14 protein-coding genes are annotated in these 18,695 nt (G+C 72.5%); 7 read left to right on the top strand and 7 right to left on the bottom strand.

All coding sequences use genetic code 11. The annotated features are described in order from the left end of the window. Positions 1 to 19: 19 nt before the first annotated feature. From B9S57_RS32635 to B9S57_RS32625, 3 genes are all read right to left on the bottom strand, one after another. Complete coding sequence (locus B9S57_RS32635; protein ID WP_103760770.1) at positions 20 to 1,723, bottom strand: LCP family protein; 1,704 nt, start codon at positions 1,721 to 1,723, stop codon at positions 20 to 22. A 223-nt stretch (positions 1,724 to 1,946) separates the two neighbouring features. After that, entirely contained in the window at positions 1,947 to 3,413 is a 1,467-nt protein-coding gene (locus tag B9S57_RS32630; RefSeq protein WP_103760769.1) for an LCP family protein, read from the bottom strand. 187 nt (positions 3,414 to 3,600) lie between these two features. Further along, positions 3,601 to 4,353, bottom strand: a complete 753-nt coding sequence (locus B9S57_RS32625; protein WP_103760768.1) for a TIGR03089 family protein — start codon at positions 4,351 to 4,353, stop codon at positions 3,601 to 3,603. A 140-nt stretch (positions 4,354 to 4,493) separates the two neighbouring features. Between B9S57_RS32625 and B9S57_RS32620 the strand changes: the two genes are divergently transcribed. The 3 genes from B9S57_RS32620 (at position 4,494) to B9S57_RS32610 (ending at position 8,138) form a co-directional block, all read left to right on the top strand. Further along, the gene (locus B9S57_RS32620; protein WP_103760767.1) at positions 4,494 to 5,906 is read left to right on the top strand and encodes an N-acetylmuramoyl-L-alanine amidase; all 1,413 of its coding nucleotides are present in this window, start codon (positions 4,494 to 4,496) and stop codon (positions 5,904 to 5,906) included. A gap of 78 nt (positions 5,907 to 5,984) precedes the next feature. Continuing rightward, the gene (locus B9S57_RS32615; protein ID WP_103760766.1) at positions 5,985 to 7,076 is read left to right on the top strand and encodes a sugar phosphate nucleotidyltransferase; all 1,092 of its coding nucleotides are present in this window, start codon (positions 5,985 to 5,987) and stop codon (positions 7,074 to 7,076) included. A 57-nt stretch (positions 7,077 to 7,133) separates the two neighbouring features. Continuing rightward, positions 7,134 to 8,138: a DNA-3-methyladenine glycosylase gene (locus tag B9S57_RS32610; protein WP_103760765.1), complete on the top strand. Its 1,005-nt coding sequence runs from the start codon at positions 7,134 to 7,136 to the stop codon at positions 8,136 to 8,138. Positions 8,139 to 8,155: 17 nt separating this feature from the next. Here B9S57_RS32610 and B9S57_RS32605 read toward each other — a convergent pair whose 3' ends face one another. The 3 genes from B9S57_RS32605 to B9S57_RS32595 all read right to left on the bottom strand — a co-directional run bounded on the left by B9S57_RS32605 (position 8,156) and on the right by B9S57_RS32595 (position 11,000). Then, positions 8,156 to 9,481, bottom strand: a complete 1,326-nt coding sequence (locus B9S57_RS32605; protein WP_103760764.1) for a coenzyme F420-0:L-glutamate ligase — start codon at positions 9,479 to 9,481, stop codon at positions 8,156 to 8,158. Then, positions 9,478 to 10,434, bottom strand: coding sequence for a 2-phospho-L-lactate transferase (gene cofD / locus B9S57_RS32600; protein WP_103760763.1), 957 nt, complete (start codon positions 10,432 to 10,434; stop codon positions 9,478 to 9,480). The genes B9S57_RS32605 and cofD overlap by 4 nt, the downstream gene beginning before the upstream one ends. Before the next feature lie 65 nt (positions 10,435 to 10,499). Next, entirely contained in the window at positions 10,500 to 11,000 is a 501-nt protein-coding gene (locus B9S57_RS32595) for a cysteine dioxygenase family protein (protein ID WP_103760762.1), read from the bottom strand. 650 nt (positions 11,001 to 11,650) lie between these two features. Here B9S57_RS32595 and B9S57_RS32585 point away from each other — a divergent pair. The 3 genes from B9S57_RS32585 (at position 11,651) to B9S57_RS32575 (ending at position 17,545) form a co-directional block, all read left to right on the top strand. Continuing rightward, complete coding sequence (locus tag B9S57_RS32585) at positions 11,651 to 11,914, top strand: WhiB family transcriptional regulator (RefSeq protein WP_031093859.1); 264 nt, start codon at positions 11,651 to 11,653, stop codon at positions 11,912 to 11,914. A gap of 277 nt (positions 11,915 to 12,191) precedes the next feature. Beyond that, on the top strand, positions 12,192 to 15,998 hold the full coding sequence (locus B9S57_RS32580) for a glycosyltransferase (RefSeq protein ID WP_103760761.1): 3,807 nt from the start codon (positions 12,192 to 12,194) through the stop codon (positions 15,996 to 15,998). Beyond that, on the top strand, positions 15,995 to 17,545 hold the full coding sequence (locus B9S57_RS32575; RefSeq protein WP_103760760.1) for a DUF5719 family protein: 1,551 nt from the start codon (positions 15,995 to 15,997) through the stop codon (positions 17,543 to 17,545). Before B9S57_RS32580 ends, B9S57_RS32575 begins: the two co-directional genes overlap by 4 nt. A gap of 21 nt (positions 17,546 to 17,566) precedes the next feature. Here B9S57_RS32575 and B9S57_RS32570 read toward each other — a convergent pair whose 3' ends face one another. Further along, on the bottom strand, positions 17,567 to 17,995 hold the full coding sequence (locus B9S57_RS32570) for a metallopeptidase family protein (RefSeq protein WP_103760759.1): 429 nt from the start codon (positions 17,993 to 17,995) through the stop codon (positions 17,567 to 17,569). Positions 17,996 to 18,315: 320 nt separating this feature from the next. On the opposite strand from B9S57_RS32570, the gene B9S57_RS32565 reads away from it, so the two are divergent. Continuing rightward, entirely contained in the window at positions 18,316 to 18,687 is a 372-nt protein-coding gene (locus tag B9S57_RS32565) for a DUF3499 domain-containing protein (RefSeq protein WP_053929176.1), read from the top strand. The last annotated feature ends 8 nt before the right edge of the window (positions 18,688 to 18,695 follow it).

Here is an 18,695-nt window from a genome sequence, read left to right as displayed (position 1 = left end):
TGTGGCGCGAGGACTGTCGTCACCTCGCGCATTCCGCCGTGTCGGCACTGGCCCTCTGGATGTCTTCCGGCGCCTTTGCCGGTCCGGTGAGGGGGACTCCCGCGCCCTTGAAGTCGGCGCCCAGGGTCAGCACCATCGCCTGAAGGCCCTCGGCGTCGGCCGTTCCCTGCTTGAGCGCGGTGGCGGGCAGGCCCATGATGTCCGCGAGCGCGCGGGCCTGGTCCGCCTGGTCCGGCGCGTACGCCAGCGTCGTCCTGTCGATCTTCGCCGGGGCGTTCGCCTTGTTCGTGGACTGCGGTACGCCCTGCTCGTTCTGCAGCCAGGCGACGGTCGCGCTCGCCGCACCCACGATCCGGCCGCCGTTGAGGACGTCGACACGGACGTCGGCCGGCTCGGCCCGGCTGCCCTTGAGGACGGCTTCCTGCTTGCTCTTCGCCGCCTGCTCCTTCTTCTTCACCTCGGTGAGCGAGGTGTCGGAACGCATCATCGCGAAGAGCTGTTCGGCCTTCTCCGGTTCCTCGACCACGGTGACGGGCGTCGGCTCCGCCGGGTTGTCCTTCACCGGCATCGTGACGAAGGTGATGTTCTTCGTGTCGATCCTGCCGAGTTCCCGGGCGAGCGAGGTCAGCTTCTTGATGGAGCCGATCCCGGAGTCGACGGTGAGCGCCTTGGTCGCCGCGTCCGCGAGCTTGTAGAGCTTGCCCGGGTCGGTGAGGGTGTCGTCGGACTTCATCTGCCGGATCATGGAGCCGATGAACTGCTGCTGGGCCTTGATCCGGTCCAGGTCGCTCTGGTTCTCGAAGGCGTGCCGGGTACGGACGAAGGCCAGCGCGTCCTCGCCCTCGATCGTGGACTCGCCCTTCGGCAGGTCGAGGTGCGAGTCGGGGTCCTTGACGGCCTGGGCCACGCAGACCTTGACGCCGCCGACGGCGGTGGAGAGCGTCTTGACCGCGTTGAAGTCGACCATCATGAAGTGGTCGACCGCCAGGCCGGTGATCTCCTTGACGGTGCGCATCGTGCAGCCGGGGTCGCGTCCCTCCTGCCCGAGGCTCTCGTTGAAGCGCACGGACCCCGAGCCGGGTATGACCTTCTGCGAACCGTCCTCCTGCTTGGTGCTGCAGTCGGGGACGTCCGTGATCAGGTCCCGGGGGATGCTCATCGCCGTCGCGTTCGTGCGGTCCGCGGAGACGTGGAAGAGGATGTTGGTGTCGGCGTGGCCCGTGCTGCCCTTGTCGCCGTATCCCTCGTTCCCCGTGCCGGTCCGCTTGTCCGTGCCGATGATCAGGATGTTGAGCGGGCCCTCGCCGGAGACGCTCTTGTTGCCGGCGTCACCGACGTCGACGGTGTCCAGGTTGCCGTTGAACTTCTCGTAGAGGGCGTACGCCCCCGCCGATCCCGCGACCACGACGAAGGCCAGCACGCCGCCGGTCCACAGCAGGGCCTTCCTGCGCCGCGACTTCGGGGGCCTGCGATCGCGGCGGCCGGACGGCGGCCGGCCGCCGCGATCGTCACCCGCCGGGCGGCGGTTCCGCTGGGCGGGCACCTCGCCGCGGGAGGCCGTGGACTCACGTCGGCCTCCGGACCTCTCCGGTGTGCGGGAGGAACCGGATGACTCTCTTCCGGAGTTGCCCGGTCGCACTTCGTAAGCGCCGGTCCGCGGGTTGAGGACCCACTGGTCGGCGGGATCGATATCGTCCGCCCGCCCACGGCTATGCGCGTCCACGGTTGCCTGAATCCTCCGTCGGTGCCACGCGAGGCGCCTCCCCCGACAGGGCCCTCGGTCGCTCGCTCCGGGCGCGTGCGATCGGGGGACCGAGAGCGCCGGATCGCGTCACACTATCCGGCGGAATCGGCCACAGGGGGCGCGGGTGACACATTCCACGCTCTTTACAACCGGGCATTCTGCCTTTTCCGCTCCGATATCCGTCCATCACTTGGGAATTGCTTTACGTGCCGCACGGGTCGTCCGCCGCATTCGAGCCCGAATAGGTGGGGGCGGGGGTCGGACTCGCCTCCGTGTCGCCGGGCTTCTGGCCGGACGGGTCCTTCTCGGAGCTGTGACCCGCCTGTGAATCCCCGGAATTGATGGTGTCGGCCGGGACGACGGTGACGGGTTCGTCCTTCCGGAGCTGGGTGAACAGCCTGTCCGCGTCCGGTTGTACGAGCTCGTCGCGGTTCGGGTCGGCGCGGTAGGAGGTGCGGGGGACCGTCAGGAACTGCACCTTCTCCGTCGGCACGTTCCGCATCCCGCGCACCAGGTCGTACAGGTCCCGCAGGGAGTCGAGGCCCGGGTCGGTGGTGAGCGACTTGGTCGCCGCGTCCAGGACCGGGTAGAGCCGCGTCGGGTTCAGCAGCACGCCGTTGCTCTGCATCTTGTTGACGAGAGCCCCCAGGAACTTCTGCTGACGGTCCATGCGCTCGGTGTCGCTGCCGTCGCCGATCGACTTGCGGGCGCGTACGTATCCCAGGGCCTCCTCGCCGTCGAGCTTCTGGCGACCCGCGGGCAGCTTGAGATGGGCGTCGTCGTCGTCGACCGGATCCTTGAGGCAGACCTCGACGCCGTCCACCGCGTCGACCATGTCCTTGAACCCGTTGAAGTCGATGACCATGTGGTGGTCGACGCGAATGCCCGTCATCTTCTCGACCGTACGGATCGTGCAGGCCGTGCCGCCCATCTCGAAGGCCCAGTTGAACTGGGCGAACTGCGCCTTCGTGGCCTTGCCGTCGTCCTTGTGGCAGCTGGGGATCTCGGCCATCAGGTCGCGGGGGATCGACACCGCCGTCGCGCTCCTGCGGTCGGCCGCGAGGTGGAGCAGGATCGTGGTGTCCGAGCGCTGGCTTCCGCCGTCGTCCCGTCCGTAGGCACTGTTCTCGCCGGAGCGGGTGTCGGAGCCGATGAGCAGGATGTTCTGGGCGTCCCGCGCGATCGGCAGCGGACGGTCCTTCTCGTACGCCTTGAGCTCGGCGGCCGCGCTCGTGTCGGTCGTGATGTTGGCGTCCAGCTTCTTGTACAGCCACCAGCCGACCCCGGCGGCGACCAGCACGAGGAACGAGGCGGCGAGAGCGGTCCAGCGCAGCCAGTGGCGCCTGCCGCTCCGGGGGTCGCGCGCGGGACGCGCGGACCAGGTCCCGTCTCCGCCACCCGCGTCTCCGCCACCCGCGTCTCCGCCACCCGTGTCTCCGCCGCCCGTGCCGGTGTCGCCCGTGCCGCCGCCCCCCGGACCGCCGTCTTCGTCCGCGCCGGTTCCGCTTCCGCCGGACGCCGAGGCCCGGGACGTCTCTGCGGAGGCGTCGTCCCGCGGGGGCGCGCCGGACGCGTCCTGCGACCCGTCGGCCGGCTCGCCCCCGGCCGGGTGGTCCGGGCGTTCCGGTTCGGCCGGGGGGCCGGGGCTGTCGCTCACGTCTGCGTCCATCCTTCACGGTCGGCGGCGCGATGGGCCGCCGGTCGCAGAAGTAGACGGCTGAACCTCACGCTTGGTTGTGCATCCAGAGGGCATTCCCGGGAGGTGCTTCGTACCGCCCGATCATGTACCGCCGTCGGTGATCAGTCCCGGGGGCTCGGCCCGCCATGGGCCGGACGGGTGGCCTTCAGGGCGCTTGTCATACCGCGGTGTTGGTGATCCGCTCGCTTTCGACCCGCTTCGCCAGCCCTTCGGCGTCCAGCCGGTCCAGGTGGCGGCAGAGCACCACGGAGCCCCCCGCGGCCAGCGGTGCGAAGAGACCGGCGGACAGTCCCTCCCAGCTGTCGTACGTGTGTCCCGTCAGCAGCCTGGACCCCGGGCCGAGCCCCAGCCGCGCCGCGTCCTGGCGGGCACGGGCGACCAGCTGGTCCGCCGTCAGGCCGGCGCCGTCCACGGTCAGCGCGGGGGCCGCCGGGTCCACCGGGGCGAACGGTGCGAAGCGGTCGCCCTGGCCCGGCACCTCCACGGCGTAGTCGGCGAAGCCCTCCGGGGTCTGCGGGAACCGGCCGCCCAGCGGGCGCAGGGCCAGCGCGATCCGCTCACCGCGGCAGGCGAGTGCCCGGTCGAGCGTGTCCGGCCCGCTGACCGCCAGATCGGCGAAGGCCGGGTCGCCCTGGACCTCCGCGACCACACCCACCGACGAGCAGGCGAGCAGCCAGACGGCCGACTGCCAGTGGGCGGGGAGCAGCAGGGCCAGCCGGTCGCCCGGCTCGGCGGCCAGGTCGCCCTGGAGCAGATTGGCGGTCTTGGCCACCCAATTGGCGAAGGTGGCCACCGACAGTTCGACGCGCTCTCCGGTTGCGTCGTCGTAGAAGGTGACGAGGGGGCGTGCCGGGTCCGCGGCGAGCGCGGATCGCAGCAGGTCGGCGGGGGTGCGATCACTGGCGTTCATCCGCGCAAGGGTACGCGGCGGGCGCGCGCCCGACCGGGCGTGACGGGTGCCCCGTACACCGGTTCGGCATACGGGGCGTCAGGTCGACGCGACTGCACTCCAGTAGCCGGAAATGCCGGACTCTGTGAAGGATTTCCTGTATGCGTGCACTTCTTGCAACCTCGATCGGCGTCACCTGCGCGACGGCACTCACCCTTCCGCTCGCCGCGCCGGCACCCGCCGCCCCCGTCCAGGCCACGGTCGCACAGGCGCCCGCCGCCCCCGCCGAACCCGCGGGCTCGACCCAGTCACTGCCCCTACGGCCGCTCACCGCGGTCCCGCGGGCCACCGGCGGACCCACCGAATCCGTCAACCCCGAGGCCGCGCGGGGGCTCCTCCGTCGCGAGGCACACCGCTTCTCGCTCGTCGGCGTGGTCTGGGACGACGCCGACACCGAACTCCACGGGACCGTCCAGGTCCGTACCCGCGGGGCCGGCACCACCAGGTGGTCCGGCTGGCAGTCCCTCGAGACGCACAACACCGACCACGCCGCCGACCCGGGCAGCCCCGAGCGCGAATCGGGCACGGTGCGGGGCTCGACCGCCCCGCTCTGGGTCGGCGACTCGGACGGCGTCGAGGTGCGCGTCCGCGCCGAGAACGCCGGACCGCGCAGCGGCGCCGCCGACGCCGCACCCCTCCCCGCCGGCCTGCGGGTGGAGCTCGTCGACCCGGGCGACGACGCGGAGGAGCCGCGCGCCGACCACACCGTCACCCCGCCGGCGGGCACCGCCACACCCGCCACGGCCGCCCAGCCCGGTGCGCTCCCCGAGTCACCGGGCCTCGGCCTGGCCGCGGCCGAGAGCTCCGCGGTCAACGCGGACCTCGCACCGCTCGGCGCCCTGAAGATCCCGGCCCTCAGCAAGGCGGAGTCCGAGGAGCAGGCCGTCGTCGGAGCAGCGGCCAAGCCCTTCGTGGGCCCCCGTCCCGGCATCGTCACCCGCAAGGGGTGGGGCGCCGACGAGAGCCTGCGGGAGCGCGCCTTCGCCTACACCTCGACCGTCAAGGCCGCCTTCATCCACCACAGCGCCACCGGCAACAACTACACCTGCGCCCAGGCGCCCTCCATCCTGCGCGGTATCTACCGCTACCACGTCAAGAGCAGCGGCTGGCGCGACATCGGCTACAACTTCGCCGTCGACAAGTGCGGAAACATCTACGAAGGACGCGCCGGAGGCGTGACGAAGGCGGTCCTCGGAGCGCACACCCTCGGTTTCAACACGAACAGCATGGGCATCGCCGTACTCGGGACGTACAGCTCGAAGAACCCGCCCGCCGCCGCGGTCACCGCGGTCGCCAAGCTGACCGCCTGGAAGCTCGGTCTGTTCGGCCGCAACCCCAAGGGCAAGGTGACGCTCGTCTCCGGCGGCAGCGGCAAGTACAAGAAGGGCGCCAAGGCCAACCTCAACGTCATCTCCGGGCACCGCGACGGTTTCGCAACCGAATGCCCCGGAGCACGTCTCTACAAGAAGCTCGGCAGCGCCCGGACGACTTCGGCGAAGCTGCAGGGCCGCTGACCGGGAGGGCCCGAACGGTCTGCATACACTGGCCAGCCGAAACGAGGCCCGGCCCCAGCAGGAAGCAGAGACGGTGCTGTGACAGAGGCAAGAGAAGCGATCCTCCTGGTCGGCGGCAAAGGCACCCGGCTGCGTCCGCTCACGGTGCACACCCCGAAGCCGATGGTCCCGGCGGCGGGGGTGCCCTTCCTCACGCACCAACTGGCGCGTGCCAGGGCGGCCGGGGTGCAGCACATCGTGCTCGCGACGTCCTACCTGGCGGAGGTGTTCGAACCGTACTTCGGTGACGGTTCGTCGCTCGGCCTCTCCATCGAGTACGTCACCGAGGACGAACCCCTCGGTACCGGCGGAGCCCTCAGGAACGTGGCGTCGCGGCTGGCCTCGGGCCCGGACGAACCCGTCATCGTGTTCAACGGGGACATCCTCACCGGCCTCGACATCCGGTCCCTGGTCGCGGCCCACACCACCTCCGGGGCGGACGTCTCACTGCACCTCACGCGGGTGGAGGACCCGCGTGCCTTCGGCCTCGTGCCGACGGACGTCACGGGCAGGGTGACGGCCTTCCTGGAGAAGCCGCAGACCCCCGAGGAGATAGTCACCGACCAGATCAACGCGGGGGCGTACGTCTTCCGCCGGTCGGTGATCGACACGATCCCGGAGGGCCGGCCGGTCTCCGTGGAGCGCGAGACCTTCCCCGGGCTCCTGGACTCCGGGGCCCATCTCCAGGGCATGGTCGACTCCACGTACTGGCTGGACCTCGGAACCCCGCAGGCGTTCGTACGCGGCTCGGCCGACCTGGTCCTGGGCCGCGCCCCGTCCCCGGCCGTCCCCGGCCGCTGCGGCGACCGGCTCGTCCTGCCCACCGCCTCCGTGGCCTCCGACGCCAAGCTCACCGGCGGTACGGTCGTCGGCGAGGGCGCGCTCATCGGGGAGGGAGCCAGGATCTCCGGCTCCACCGTGCTGGACGGCGCCGTCGTCGGACCGGGCGCGGTGATCACCGACTCGCTGGTCGGGGCCGGTGCCCGCATCGGCAGCCGCACCGTCCTCACGGGGGCGGTGATCGGTGACGGCGCCCAGGTCGGTGCCGACAACGAACTGCGGGACGGGATCCGTGTCTGGTGCGGTGCGGTCCTCCCGGACGCCTCGGTCCGCTTCTCGTCCGACCAGTGAACGCTCCCCGTCGGCCGTACCCTCGACACGTACCCCCGACGACCTAGGACCCGACCCGTGGCAGGACGCTTCGTACCCCGCACCACCGCCGTGCCCCGGCAGGAGCCCGGGCCCGGTCACGCAGACGCCTCCGTCCCGCCGCTGACCCGGACCTGGACCCCGCCGGGCCCGCTCGACCTGCGGCTGGTCCTGAGCCCGCTGCGGCGCGGTCCGGCGGACCCCGCCTACCGGGCGCTGCCCGACGGAACGTTCTGGCGGGCGACCCGCACCCCGGCGGGCCCCGGCACCCTGCGGGTCTCGGCGGCCACCGACGGCCGGATCGCGGCGGCGGCCTGGGGGCCGGGCGCCCAGTGGCTCCTGGACGGGCTCCCGGCGCTGCTCGGCGCGGACGACACCCCGGACGACTTCCGGCCGCGCCACCGGCTCGTCGCCCTGACGCAGCACCGCCGGCCGGGCCTGCGCCTGCTGCGCACCGGGCTGGTCATGGAGTCCCTGATCCCGTCGGTCCTGGAACAGAAGGTCACCACCGACGAGGCCTACCGCGCCTGGCGGATGCTGCTCCGCACCTACGGCACCCCCGCCCCCGGCCCCGCCGACGGGGCGTTCGGCGGATACGGCCTGTACGTCATGCCGGACGCCCGGGGCTGGTCGCTGATCCCGTCCTGGGAGTGGCACCGCGCGGGCGTCGACGCCAAGCGCTCCGCCACGATCCTGCGCGCGGTCCGGGTGGCCCGGCGGATGGAGGAGGCGGCCGCCATGGACCTCCCCGAGGCGATGGCCCGGCTGCAGCTGATCCCGGGCATCGGTCCCTGGACGGCGGCGGAGACCCTGCAGCGCTCGAACGGAGCGGCCGACGCGGTGACGGTCGGCGACCTCCACCTGCCGGGCATCGTCGGCCACGCGCTCGCGGGCAACAGGAACGCCGACGACGAGGAGATGCTGACGCTCCTCGCCCCGTACGAGGGCCAGCGGCACCGCGCGACCCGTCTGATCATGCTCTCGGGCCGCACCCCGGCCCGCCGGGCCCCCAGGATGACGCCGCGCGACATCGCCCGGCTGTAGCCCCCGCGCGCCGCGTCTCAGCGCACCGCGACGAACGCCCCCGCGTCCCTGGCGGCCCGCTCCGGTGGGGTCCCCTTCGGGTGCCCCACGGCCACCGCGCCCAGCGGATCCCACGCGTCCGGCAGGTCCAGGACCTCACGCACGACGTCCCGGCAGAACATCGTCGAGGACACCCACGCCGAGCCGAGCCGCTCACCCGCGAGCGCCACCAGGAAGTTCTGCACGCCCGCACCGGCGGCGACCACGAACATCTCGCGCTCCGCGGTGTCCCGGCGCTCGTCCCCGTAGGTGTGCGACCCGTCCATCACGAGGCACGGCACCGCCAGATACGGCGCGTTGCGCAGGACGTCGCCCCTCCGCACCCGCTTCGCGACCGACTCCTCGCTGCGCCCGTCCCGTCGCAGGTCCGCGATCCACGCGTCCCGCATGGCGTCCAGCAGCCGGTGCCGCGACTCCTCGGACTCGAGCAGGACGAAACGCCAGGGCGTCGTGTGGTGGGGTGCCGGAGCCGTCACCGCCGCGGCCACCGCGCGCCGCACGGCCCCGGGGTCGACCGGCTCGTCCGTGAACTCACGGACCGTGCGCCGGAGCCCGAGCGCCTCACGGACCGCTTCGGACGTACCGAGCCGGAACATGTCGTCCGCCGCGACCCGCACCATCGCGCGGGCGCCCTCGTCGGGCCCGTCGGAGCCGGCCACCACGTGGGGGAGCCCGCGGACGACCGCCACCGGCAGCCCGGACGCCTTGCCCTTCACCAGGTCGCCGGCCGAGGCCAGTTCGTCGGCCGTGGCCACGACGGTGGCGCTGAGCGGGTTGCCGTGTCCGTCGGTACCGCCCCGGAGGTCGTCGAGCACCCTGACCCCCGCCGCTCCGATCGCCACGTCCGTCAGGCCGTTGCGCCAGGGGCGGCCGAAGGTGTCGGTGACGACGACCCCGACCTCGACACCGAGCGCGTCCCGCAGGCCGTCCCGGATCAGCCGGGCCGAGGCGTCGGGGTCCTCGGGCAGCAGCAGCACCGTCCCGGCCGGGGTGTTCGACGCGTCGACCCCCGCGGCGGCCATGACGAGTCCCTGCCGGTTCTCCACGATCCTGAGCGCCCCGCGCCTGGCCACCACCCGGACCGTCTCGGCGTCGATCGCCGCCTCCCGGTCCGAGGCCTCGACGATCCGGCCCTCGGCCTTGGAGACGATCTTCGAGGTCACGAGCAGGACGTCGCCGTCCACCAGGTCCGGCTCCGTCGTGGCGATCAGCTTCGCGAGGTCGTCCCCCTCCCGCACCTCGGGCATCCCGGGCAGGGCCCACACCCGGTACGAGGGCGCCGTGTCCGCGGAGCCGCCGCTCATGCCCGTACCTCCTCGGCGAGCGCCAGGGCCTGCCTGGCCATCTCGGCGGTCGCGTCCACGTCGGTCATCATCAGCGGGACGGCGCGGCAGCGGATCCCGGCCGCCTCGACCTCGTCGACGGCTCCGGCGTCCACGCTGTCGACGAGCCAGCCGTCGAGCAGCCCCGAACCGTAGTGCTGGGCGACGGCCGTGGCGGTGGCCTCGACGCCCACCGCTGCCAGCACCTTGTCGGCCATGCCCCGTACGGGTGCGTCGCCGACGATGGGGGAGAGCCCGACGACCGGCACCCCGGCCTCGGCGATCGCCTCCCGGATGCCGGGCACGGCGAGGATGGTGCCCACCGACACGACCGGATTCGACGGCGGGAAGACGATGACGTCGGACTCGGCGATGGCCTCCAGCACCCCGGGAGCGGGCTTGGCCTGGTCCGCGCCGACCGGCACGACGGCCTGCGCGGGCACGGAGGCGCGCAGCTTCACCCAGTACTCCTGGAAGTGCACGGCCTTGCTCTCGCCGTCGACGTCCACCGCCACGTGCGTCTCGACGCGGTCGTCGGTCATCGGGATCAGGCGTACGCCCGGCTTCCACCGTGCGCAGAGCGCCTCGGTGACCGCGCTCAGCGGATAGCCCGCGCCGAGCATCTGCGTACGGACGATGTGGGTCGCGAAGTCACGGTCGCCGAGGCCGAACCACTCGGGGCCCACCCCGTACGCCGCGAGTTCGTCCTTGACCCGGAAGCTCTCGTCGGTACGTCCCCAGCCCTGCTCCTCGTCGATGCCACCGCCGAGGGTGTACATCACGGTGTCGAGGTCGGGGCAGACCTTCAGTCCGAACAGATGGATGTCGTCGCCGGTGTTGCCGATCACCGTGATGTCCGCGTCGGGCGCGGCCTGTCTGAGGCCACGCAGGAAACGAGCACCACCGATACCGCCGGCCAGAACCACAATGCGCATGCCCAACAGTCTGTCAGGCGGAGCCTGATCCTTGTGGGGGTGGTGGCGGGCGACGGGCGGGTCGGTCAGGCCGGTACGGCGTCCTCGGTGGTCGCGGAGCACCGCGCCGAGTGCATCGGCATCTCGGTCAGGCCCGGGAAGTAGACGTGCAGACTGACCGCCGGCTCCAAGGAGTCGTTGACGACCTCGTGGACGAATCCCGGGGCGAAGACGCGCTGCGCTCCGGAGTCCAGGGAGTGGGTCCCGCGTGCCGTGTGCTCGGTCAACTCGCCTTCCAGGACGGTGAGTACGCCGGAGGAGGGGCCGTGGTCGTGGCGGCCGCTGCCCTGTCCGGGGACCCAGCTCAGCAGCCACACCTCGTAGCCGGGGCCGGTCTGCAGCCGGTGGTACCAGCGGGTGGTGGTGTCGTACCGGACGAGAGGGGCCCACCGGTCGCGGTCGGCGGCGATGGAGCGGGCGAGGCCGGCGAAGCCGGCCACGGTGGAGGGGTGGGAGCCGGCAGGCCGGAGGAGGTGCTGGACCTCGAGGATGTCGCCGGCGATCGAAAGGTCGCTGTCGCTGTTCATGGGTGCGGTGGTTCCTCGGCATGGGGATACGCGTGCAGGGGGTGTCGCGAAGACCGGAATGCGGTGAAACGGGGCTGGATCAGAGCTGGAGCGCTACGGCTCAACAGCTGTGACAGCTGGAACAGCAACAGCGGGCCTGGGCAGCGGTACGGAACCCACGGACGTGGGCCGTGTGCATCGCTGAGGTCACTGGCATGAGACCAAGCAGACCGGCTGGGGTGCCCATCTGTCAACCCAATGCCCGATTTGGCGGCAATGTTTCACCCCATCCGGTTGCGGGTGATGGAGAAAGGTTTTGGCAGCCGCCGGAGAGGCAAGGTGGCGCATCAACCGCGCCCGTGCGCGTGGGTGATGCGCCGTGACCCTCCTGTGATCTTGGTCGCTTCGGTGATCAAATCGAAACATCGAGGCGGCCTTGCTCGTCTCACCCGGTGAGAGGTGCGGTGGGGCGGCGCTCATGGCATATGTCAGGTTTTTGGTGATTTGAACACTTTCCGCATAGGCTTGGTTCCGCAGAGTGAATACCTAGGCCAATAGCAGATCTTCGCTTGACTGGCCCGAAGCTACACACTTGTAATTTCACTCGTGTCGTTCGGCCGCATCGATAACGGCCGCATCACGGGGACGCAAGAGACAGACGAGGGGCGCACATGACCGAGCTGTTCCAGCAACTGCTGGTCGAGGACGCGGACGAGGAACTCGGCTGGCAGGAGCGCGCACTGTGCGCCCAGACCGACCCCGAGTCCTTCTTTCCTGAGAAGGGCGGCTCCACCCGCGAGGCCAAGAAGGTCTGTCTCGCCTGTGAAGTCCGTTCCGAATGCCTTGAGTACGCCCTCAACAACGACGAACGGTTCGGCATCTGGGGCGGCCTCTCCGAGCGCGAACGCCGGCGCCTGAAGAAGGCGGCCATCTGACACCGCGCACCACGGGCGCCGGGACGGCGATGGCCTGGGGGCCGCACCCTGTACGCAGGGCGCGGCCCCCAGGCCATCGCCATGTCCGGCCATCTCCGGCATCTCCGGTCGTCCCGCGTTCTCGCCGGTCAACCGCTCGGCGCGGGGCGCACAGCCGTACCGTTAGTGTGGGGCCCCGTCCGAGAGACGCGCCAACGCCCCGCCGGGGCGCGCGTGTACACCGATGCAGCCCCCGGGGGGGACCCCCTCCGGACCCGGCCGGAGGGCCCGTACCCCGATGTCCGTGCACAGCCACTCGGCGGCGCCGAACGCGGCCGCCGCCGCCCCAGAGTTTCCCCGCCACGTCGTCACCGCCGTGCTCGTCTCGCACGACGGCGCGCGCTGGCTGCCCCGCGTGCTCGGCGGACTGCTCGGGCAGGAACGCCCCGTACAGAACGTCGTCGCCGCCGACACCGGCAGCGCCGACGACTCCGCCCGCCTGGTCACCGAGGCGCTCGGCGCCGAACGCGTCCTGCACCTGGCGCGGCGTACGAGCTTCGGCACCGCCGTCGACGAGGCGACCCGCACCGCCGGTGTCCTCACCCCCGACGACCTGCCGTACCTGAAGCGCCCCAGCGGGTGGGACCCGGTCACCCGGAGCTGGCGCGACGACGCGTACGACCTCCCGGAGCTCCCGCACGGCGAACCCGTCCAGTGGCTCTGGCTGCTGCACGACGACAGCGCCCCCGAACCGGACGCGCTCGCCGAGATGCTCCGCGTCGTCGACCACGACCAGCACGCCGCGATCGTCGGGCCCAAGCTGCGCGGCTGGTACGACCGCAAGCAGCTCCTCGAGGTCGGCGTCTCCATCGCCAACAGCGGACGCCGCTGGACCGGACTGGACCGCCGCGAGCAGGACCAGGGCCAGCACGACCAGGTCCGTACCGTCCTCTCCGTGTCCTCCGCGGGCATGCTGGTGAGGCGTGACGTCTGGGAGGAGCTCGGCGGCTTCGACCGCAGGCTCCCGCTGATGCGTGACGACGTCGACCTCTGCTGGCGCGCCCACATGGCCGGCCACCGGGTGCTCGTCGCTCCCGACGCGGTGCTGCGGCACGCCGAGGCCTCCGCCAGGGAACGCCGCCCGATCGACTGCGCCGGGCGCTCCGTCGCCAGCCCGCACCGCGTCGACAAGGCCGGCGCCGTCTACACCATGCTGGTCAACGCCCGCGGCAAACAGCTGCCGTGGGCCCTCGTCCGCCTCGTCGTCGGCACTCTGCTGCGCACGCTCGCCTACCTCGTCGGCAAGGTGCCCGGACAGGCACTCGACGAGGTCGCCGGACTCTTCGGCACCCTGCTGCGCCCCGGACGGATCTTTGCCGCGCGCCGCGCCCGCGGACGCGGCGCGGTGGACGCGGCCGAACTGCGTTCCCTGTTCCCGCCGCCCGGCGCCACGGTCCGGGCCACCGTCGAACAGGTCGCGGGAAACTTCGGCAACCGCACCGACTCCGACGCCGGCGGCTCCCGGCACGGAGCGGTCGAGTCCGGGCCCGGCGGCGACGACGCCGACTTCCTGGAGATCGACCAGTTCGCGCGGCTCAAGAAGGTCGGCCGCAAGCCCGGCCCCGTGCTCTTCCTCCTTCTCCTCGTCGTCTCACTCGTGGCCTGCCGGGGTCTGCTCGGCAGCGGCGCCCTCGCGGGCGGCGCCCTGCTGCCCGCCCCCGCCGACGTCTCCGACCTCTGGGCGCGCTACGCCGACGGCTGGCATCCCGTCGGCACCGGCGGAACCCAGTCCGCGCCGCCCTACCTCGGCGTGATCGCGGCGCTCTCGGCGCTGTTCCTCGGCTCCACCGGCTTCGCGCTCACCGTGCTGCTCGTCTGCTCGGTCCCGCTCGCCGGGCTCACCGCGTACTTCGCCTCCCGGCCGCTGATCGAGTCCCGGCTCCTGCGTGCCTGGGCGAGCATCGCGTACGCCTTCCTGCCCGCGGCGACCGGAGCGCTGGCGACCGGCCGTCTCGGCACGGCGGTCCTGGCCGTCCTCCTGCCGCTGATCGCCCGAGCCGCGGTCGCCGCGCACGGGCTGCGCGGCGACGGCTCCACCGCGCGCGGCAGCTGGCGTGCCACCTGGGCGTACACCCTGCTGCTCACCCTGACGACGGCCTTCACCCCGATCGTCTGGCCGCTCGCGGTGGTCCTCGGCATCGGCGTGCTCGTGCTGCGCCGGAACGACATCGTCGCCTACGGCCTGCGCTTCCTGGCCATCGCAGGCACCCCGATCCTGGTCCTCGCACCCTGGTCGCTGTCCCTGCTGACCGGCCCGTCCGGATTCCTGGAGGAAGCCGGGCTCGACACCGGTACGGGCACGGCGTCCGCCCTCGACCTGCTCGGCATCAGCCCCGGCGGCCCCAAGGCGGTGGGCGGCGTCCTCCTGCTGGGCATCGTGCTGGCGGCGCTGGCCGCCCTGATGCGCGGGGAGCGGCAGTTCGCGATCCGCACCACCTGGGCCGTCGTGCTCGTCGCCCTCGTCTTCGCGGGGATCTCGAACGGCTCCACCTGGGCCGGTCCGGCCACCCTCGTCTACGGCATCGCACTGCTCGCCGCCGCTCTGCTCGGCGCGGACGGCGCCCGGCTCCGGGTCGCCGCCCTGAGCTTCGGCTGGCGCCAGCCGGCCGCCGCGCTGATCGCACTGGCCGCCGGGCTCGCCCCGGTCCTCGCCGCGGTCGGCTGGATGATCGGCGGCGCGGCCGGTCCGGTGGAGCGCCGCGACCCCGTGCAGGTGCCCGCCTTCGTCGCGGAGGAGAGCACCACCCGCGACCAGGCGCGCACCCTGGTGCTCGGGAGCACGTCACCGGGGGCCGTCTCCTACAGCCTGGTCCGCGGCTCGGGCGCCCGCCTGGGCGACGCCGAGCTCACCGAGGCCGGCGGCAGCAACACCCGCCTCGACAAGGTCGTCGCCAATCTGGTCGCGGGCTCCGGCGCGGACCAGGGGAGCCAGCTCAGCGGCTTCGCCGTCCGCTACGTCCTCGTACGGGACGGGGCGCCCCGTGAGATGAGCCGCGTGCTGGACTCGACGCCCGGCCTGAGCCGGCTCAGTCAGCTGGACGGCAGCGCCCTGTGGCGGGTCGACCGCCAGGTGTCCCGGCTCGCGATCGTGCCCTCCGGGGCGGACGGCGTGCCCGTACCCGTCGGATCGCTCTCCGTCGACGCGCACACCACGATCCCCGAGGGCGACACCGGCCGTGTGCTGCGGATCGCCGACTCGGCCGACCCGGGCTGGCAGGCCACGCTGAACGGCCGGGTCCTGACCCCGAAGACCGTGGACGGCTGGGCACAGGGATTCGAGCTGCCCACCGAGGGCGGCACGCTCGACCTCACGTACGACGCTCCCCTCACCCACACCGTCTGGGTGTGGACACAGGTGGCGCTCGGCGTCGTCCTGGTGGTGCTGGCCCTCCCGGGCCGCCGCCGGGAGATCGACGACGACCTGCCCGAGGAGACCGAGACCGTTCCGGCCGAGCCGGTCGCCGGGGAGGGACGCCGGGCCCGCAGGCTTCGCGCGGCCGCCCAGGCGGAAGCGGCGGCGGACGAGGAGACCACCGGGGCGGCGTACGGGCAGGACGGTGCGGTGGCCGGGGACGGCGAGACGGCTCCCGGCATGCCGGAACAGGCGCCCGGGGAGTACATCCCGGCGCAGCAGAACACCGACCCGTACGCGGCGGTCCCGGGCGACCAGGACGGCACCGGTACCTATGCGGCGGTCCCCGGGGACCAGGACAGCACCGGTACGTACGCGGCGGTCCCGCAGCAGAACTACGGGGAGTGGGACACACAGCAGTACCAGGGCGCCGACTACGGCCCGTACCAGGGCGGGCAGGACGCGGGCCAGTACTACCAGGCCGATCCCTACCAGCAGGACCCGTACCAGCAGCAGGGCGCGTACGACCCCTACGGCTACGCCCAGCAGCAGCCCTACACCACGGAGACGGGCGAAGCCGCCCCGTACGACGGGCACGACGGGCACGACCAGAACACGGCTCCGGGCCAGGACCCGTGGCAGAACGGCAACGGCAACGGCAACGGCAACGCATCGCGAGGCGAGTCCGAGTGAAGTCCACCCCCCTGTCCCTCATCGCGGGCGTCGTCGCCCTCGCCGCCGTCACCGGTTTCGCCGCGCTCAACGCGCCGGGCGGCGGGGACACGACGCAGGCCGGGGCCGCCGCCCGGCTGCCGGTGGAGCGGTCCAGCCTGCTCTGCCCAGCGCCGAGCACGTCCGACCTGGCGGAGACGGAGTACACCTCCTTCACCCCGAAGGGGGAGAACGGTGGGGAGGCCGGTGCCGCCGAGCTCAAGGCGGCCGAGGCCCTCCCGGTGGACGAGGACGCGACCGGCGAGGACGCGGACGAGGAGGAGGACGCCGACAAGGACAAGGGCGACGCGGACAAGGAGAAGGCGTCGGACGGCAAGCCCGTCGTCTCCCTGAAGGACCTCGGCAAGCCGGTCACGGCCGACACCACGAAGACCGACGCCCCCGCCCTGGTCGGCACCGCCACGGGCAGGTTCGCCCCGGGCTGGACCGCCCAGCAGACCACCACGACCGCCGCCGGCGGCGCCCGCGGCCTGCTCGGCGTCAGCTGCACCGCCCCCGACACGGACTTCTGGTTCCCGGGTGCGAGCACCGCGGCGAGCCGCCAGGACTACGTCCACCTGACGAACCCCGACGACACCGCCGCCGTCGCCGACATCGAGCTGTACGGCGCCGACGGCCCGCTCAAGTCCGATGTCGGGGAAGGCATCACGGTCCCCGCCAGGTCCAGCGTGCCGATGCTGATCTCGACCCTGACCAGCGAGGCCGCCACGAACGTGACCGTGCACGTCACCACACGGACGGGACGCGTCGGCGCGGTCGTGAACGCCGCCGAGGACGAGGTGGGCAGCGACTGGCTGGCCGCCTCCGCCGATCCGGCCGTCACCCAGGTCCTGCCGGGCATCCCGGCCGACGCCACCTCCGTACGCCTGGTGGCCTTCGCGCCCGGGGAGGACGACGCCGACGTGAAGGTCCAGCTCATGGGCAAGAACGCGACGTTCTCACCGGCCGGCAACGCCACCCTGCACATCAAGTCGCAGATGACCGCCGCTCTCGACCTCAAGGACGTCACACGGGGGGAACCCGGCTCGCTCCGGCTCTCCCCGGCCGACGGCAGCAGGACCCCGGTGGTCGCCGCGCTCCGCGTGGTCCGCGGCACCGGCGCCAAGCAGGAGGTCGCGTTCATCCCGGCGACCGAGGCGGTGGGGGAGCGGGCGAGCGTCGCCGACAACCGCGCCAAGGGCTCGGTGCTGTCCCTGACCGCCCCGGGCGCCACGGCCGAGGTCAAGGTCACGGCGTCGGCGGGCAGCGAGAGCGGCGAGGGGACCGTCAAGACCTACACGGTCAAGGGCGGTACGACGCTCGAGGTCACCCCCGAGGCTCCGGCCGGCCTCAAGGGCGGCTACGCCCTGACGGTGGAGACCGAGTCGGGCGGCCCGGTGCACGCCGCCCGCACGCTCAAGATCACGGAGGGCGGCGTCGACATGTTCACCGTGCAGACGCTCCCGGACGACGGGGGCTCGGTCGAGGTGCCCGCGGCGGAGCAGGACCTCTCGGTCCTGGACGACTGAGGTCCGCGCCGCTGACGGGTCTCACTCCTGCCCGTAGCGCGGGTCCACCGACTCGGGCGACAGGCCGAGCAGCTCCGCGACCTGCTCCACCACCACCTCGTGCACCAGCATGGCGCGCTCGTCGCGGCTCTTGGTGCGGATCTCGACGGGACGCCGGTAGACGACGATCTGTGCGGGCCGTCCCTTCGCGGCCGACAGTGCGCGGCCCAGCGGCACGGTGTCCTCGAGCGAACCCGGTACGTCGAGGACCAGGAAGTCGACGTCCGCCAGCTGCGGCCAGCGCCGCTCCAGCCGCTCCACCGAGTCCTGGACGAGATCGCGGAAGCTCTCGGCCCTGCTGACGGACAGCGGCACCTGCGGCGGGGCGACCGGCCCGCGCATGCCGCGGCCATGACGGTCACGGCGACGGGGCCGCGGCTCGGGCGCGTGGGGCGGTACGGGACTGTCCATCACCGACGCAGCGTAACTCTCCCCGGGCCGGGGCGATCACCGCTTCCCGCCGTGCCCGCCGGATGTCCTGAGATGAACATTCCGGCCAGGGCCGAGTGCGGTTCCGGTCCTTGCTCCGATCGCGGACCTCCGTCGTATGACCGCTTATGTTCCCTCCGGGGCCGCGGCCCCGGCCGGGCAGACCGGCGCGGACCGACTGCCGCGCAGGTCGGACCGGTTGCGCAGGAGCCGCGCGGGGCCCGCTCGGCAGGGCGACACGAGGGGGTGAGCCGAGGGAGAGTCGTCGCAGCCCGCTCAAGAGTGCGGTACCGTCCAACATCGTGAGCCCTGTACGTCGCTGTTCGCGAACCGCGTGCGGCCGTCCCGCCGTCGCGACACTGACGTACGTCTATGCCGACTCGACCGCGGTCCTCGGCCCGCTCGCCACCTATGCCGAGCCCCACTGCTACGACCTCTGCGCCGAGCACGGCGAGCGGCTCACCGCGCCGCGCGGCTGGGAAGTCGTCCGGCTCTCCGATCCCTCGGCTCCCACGCGACCCAGCGGTGACGATCTCGAAGCGCTCGCCAACGCCGTGCGCGAGGCTGCCAGGCCCCAGGACCGGCAGCAGGGCGGCAGGGGACCACGAGCGGCCGACCCGGTGGAGGTCGCGCGCCGGGGCCATCTCCGGGTGCTGCGCTCCCCGGACTCCTGACGCGTCCT

Source organism: Streptomyces sp. SM10 (genome assembly GCF_002910915.1).
Lineage (GTDB): Bacteria > Actinomycetota > Actinomycetes > Streptomycetales > Streptomycetaceae > Streptomyces.
The sequence above is the reverse complement of the archived record's forward strand: the minus strand, read 5'-3'. Positions and strand labels throughout refer to the sequence as shown.

Bases quoted from the DNA above. Each gene is read 5' to 3' on its own strand.
- B9S57_RS32630 (WP_103760769.1), bottom strand. From the start codon at position 3,413: ATGGACGCAGACGTGAGCGACAGCCCCGGCCCCCCGGCCGAACCGGAA.
- B9S57_RS32625 (WP_103760768.1), bottom strand. From the start codon at position 4,353: ATGAACGCCAGTGATCGCACCCCCGCCGACCTGCTGCGATCCGCGCTC.
- B9S57_RS32620 (WP_103760767.1), top strand. From the start codon at position 4,494: ATGCGTGCACTTCTTGCAACCTCGATCGGCGTCACCTGCGCGACGGCA.
- B9S57_RS32605 (WP_103760764.1), bottom strand. From the start codon at position 9,481: ATGAGCGGCGGCTCCGCGGACACGGCGCCCTCGTACCGGGTGTGGGCC.
- cofD (WP_103760763.1), bottom strand. From the start codon at position 10,434: ATGCGCATTGTGGTTCTGGCCGGCGGTATCGGTGGTGCTCGTTTCCTG.
- B9S57_RS32595 (WP_103760762.1), bottom strand. From the start codon at position 11,000: ATGAACAGCGACAGCGACCTTTCGATCGCCGGCGACATCCTCGAGGTC.
- B9S57_RS32585 (WP_031093859.1), top strand. From the start codon at position 11,651: ATGACCGAGCTGTTCCAGCAACTGCTGGTCGAGGACGCGGACGAGGAA.
- B9S57_RS32580 (WP_103760761.1), top strand. From the start codon at position 12,192: ATGTCCGTGCACAGCCACTCGGCGGCGCCGAACGCGGCCGCCGCCGCC.
- B9S57_RS32570 (WP_103760759.1), bottom strand. From the start codon at position 17,995: ATGGACAGTCCCGTACCGCCCCACGCGCCCGAGCCGCGGCCCCGTCGC.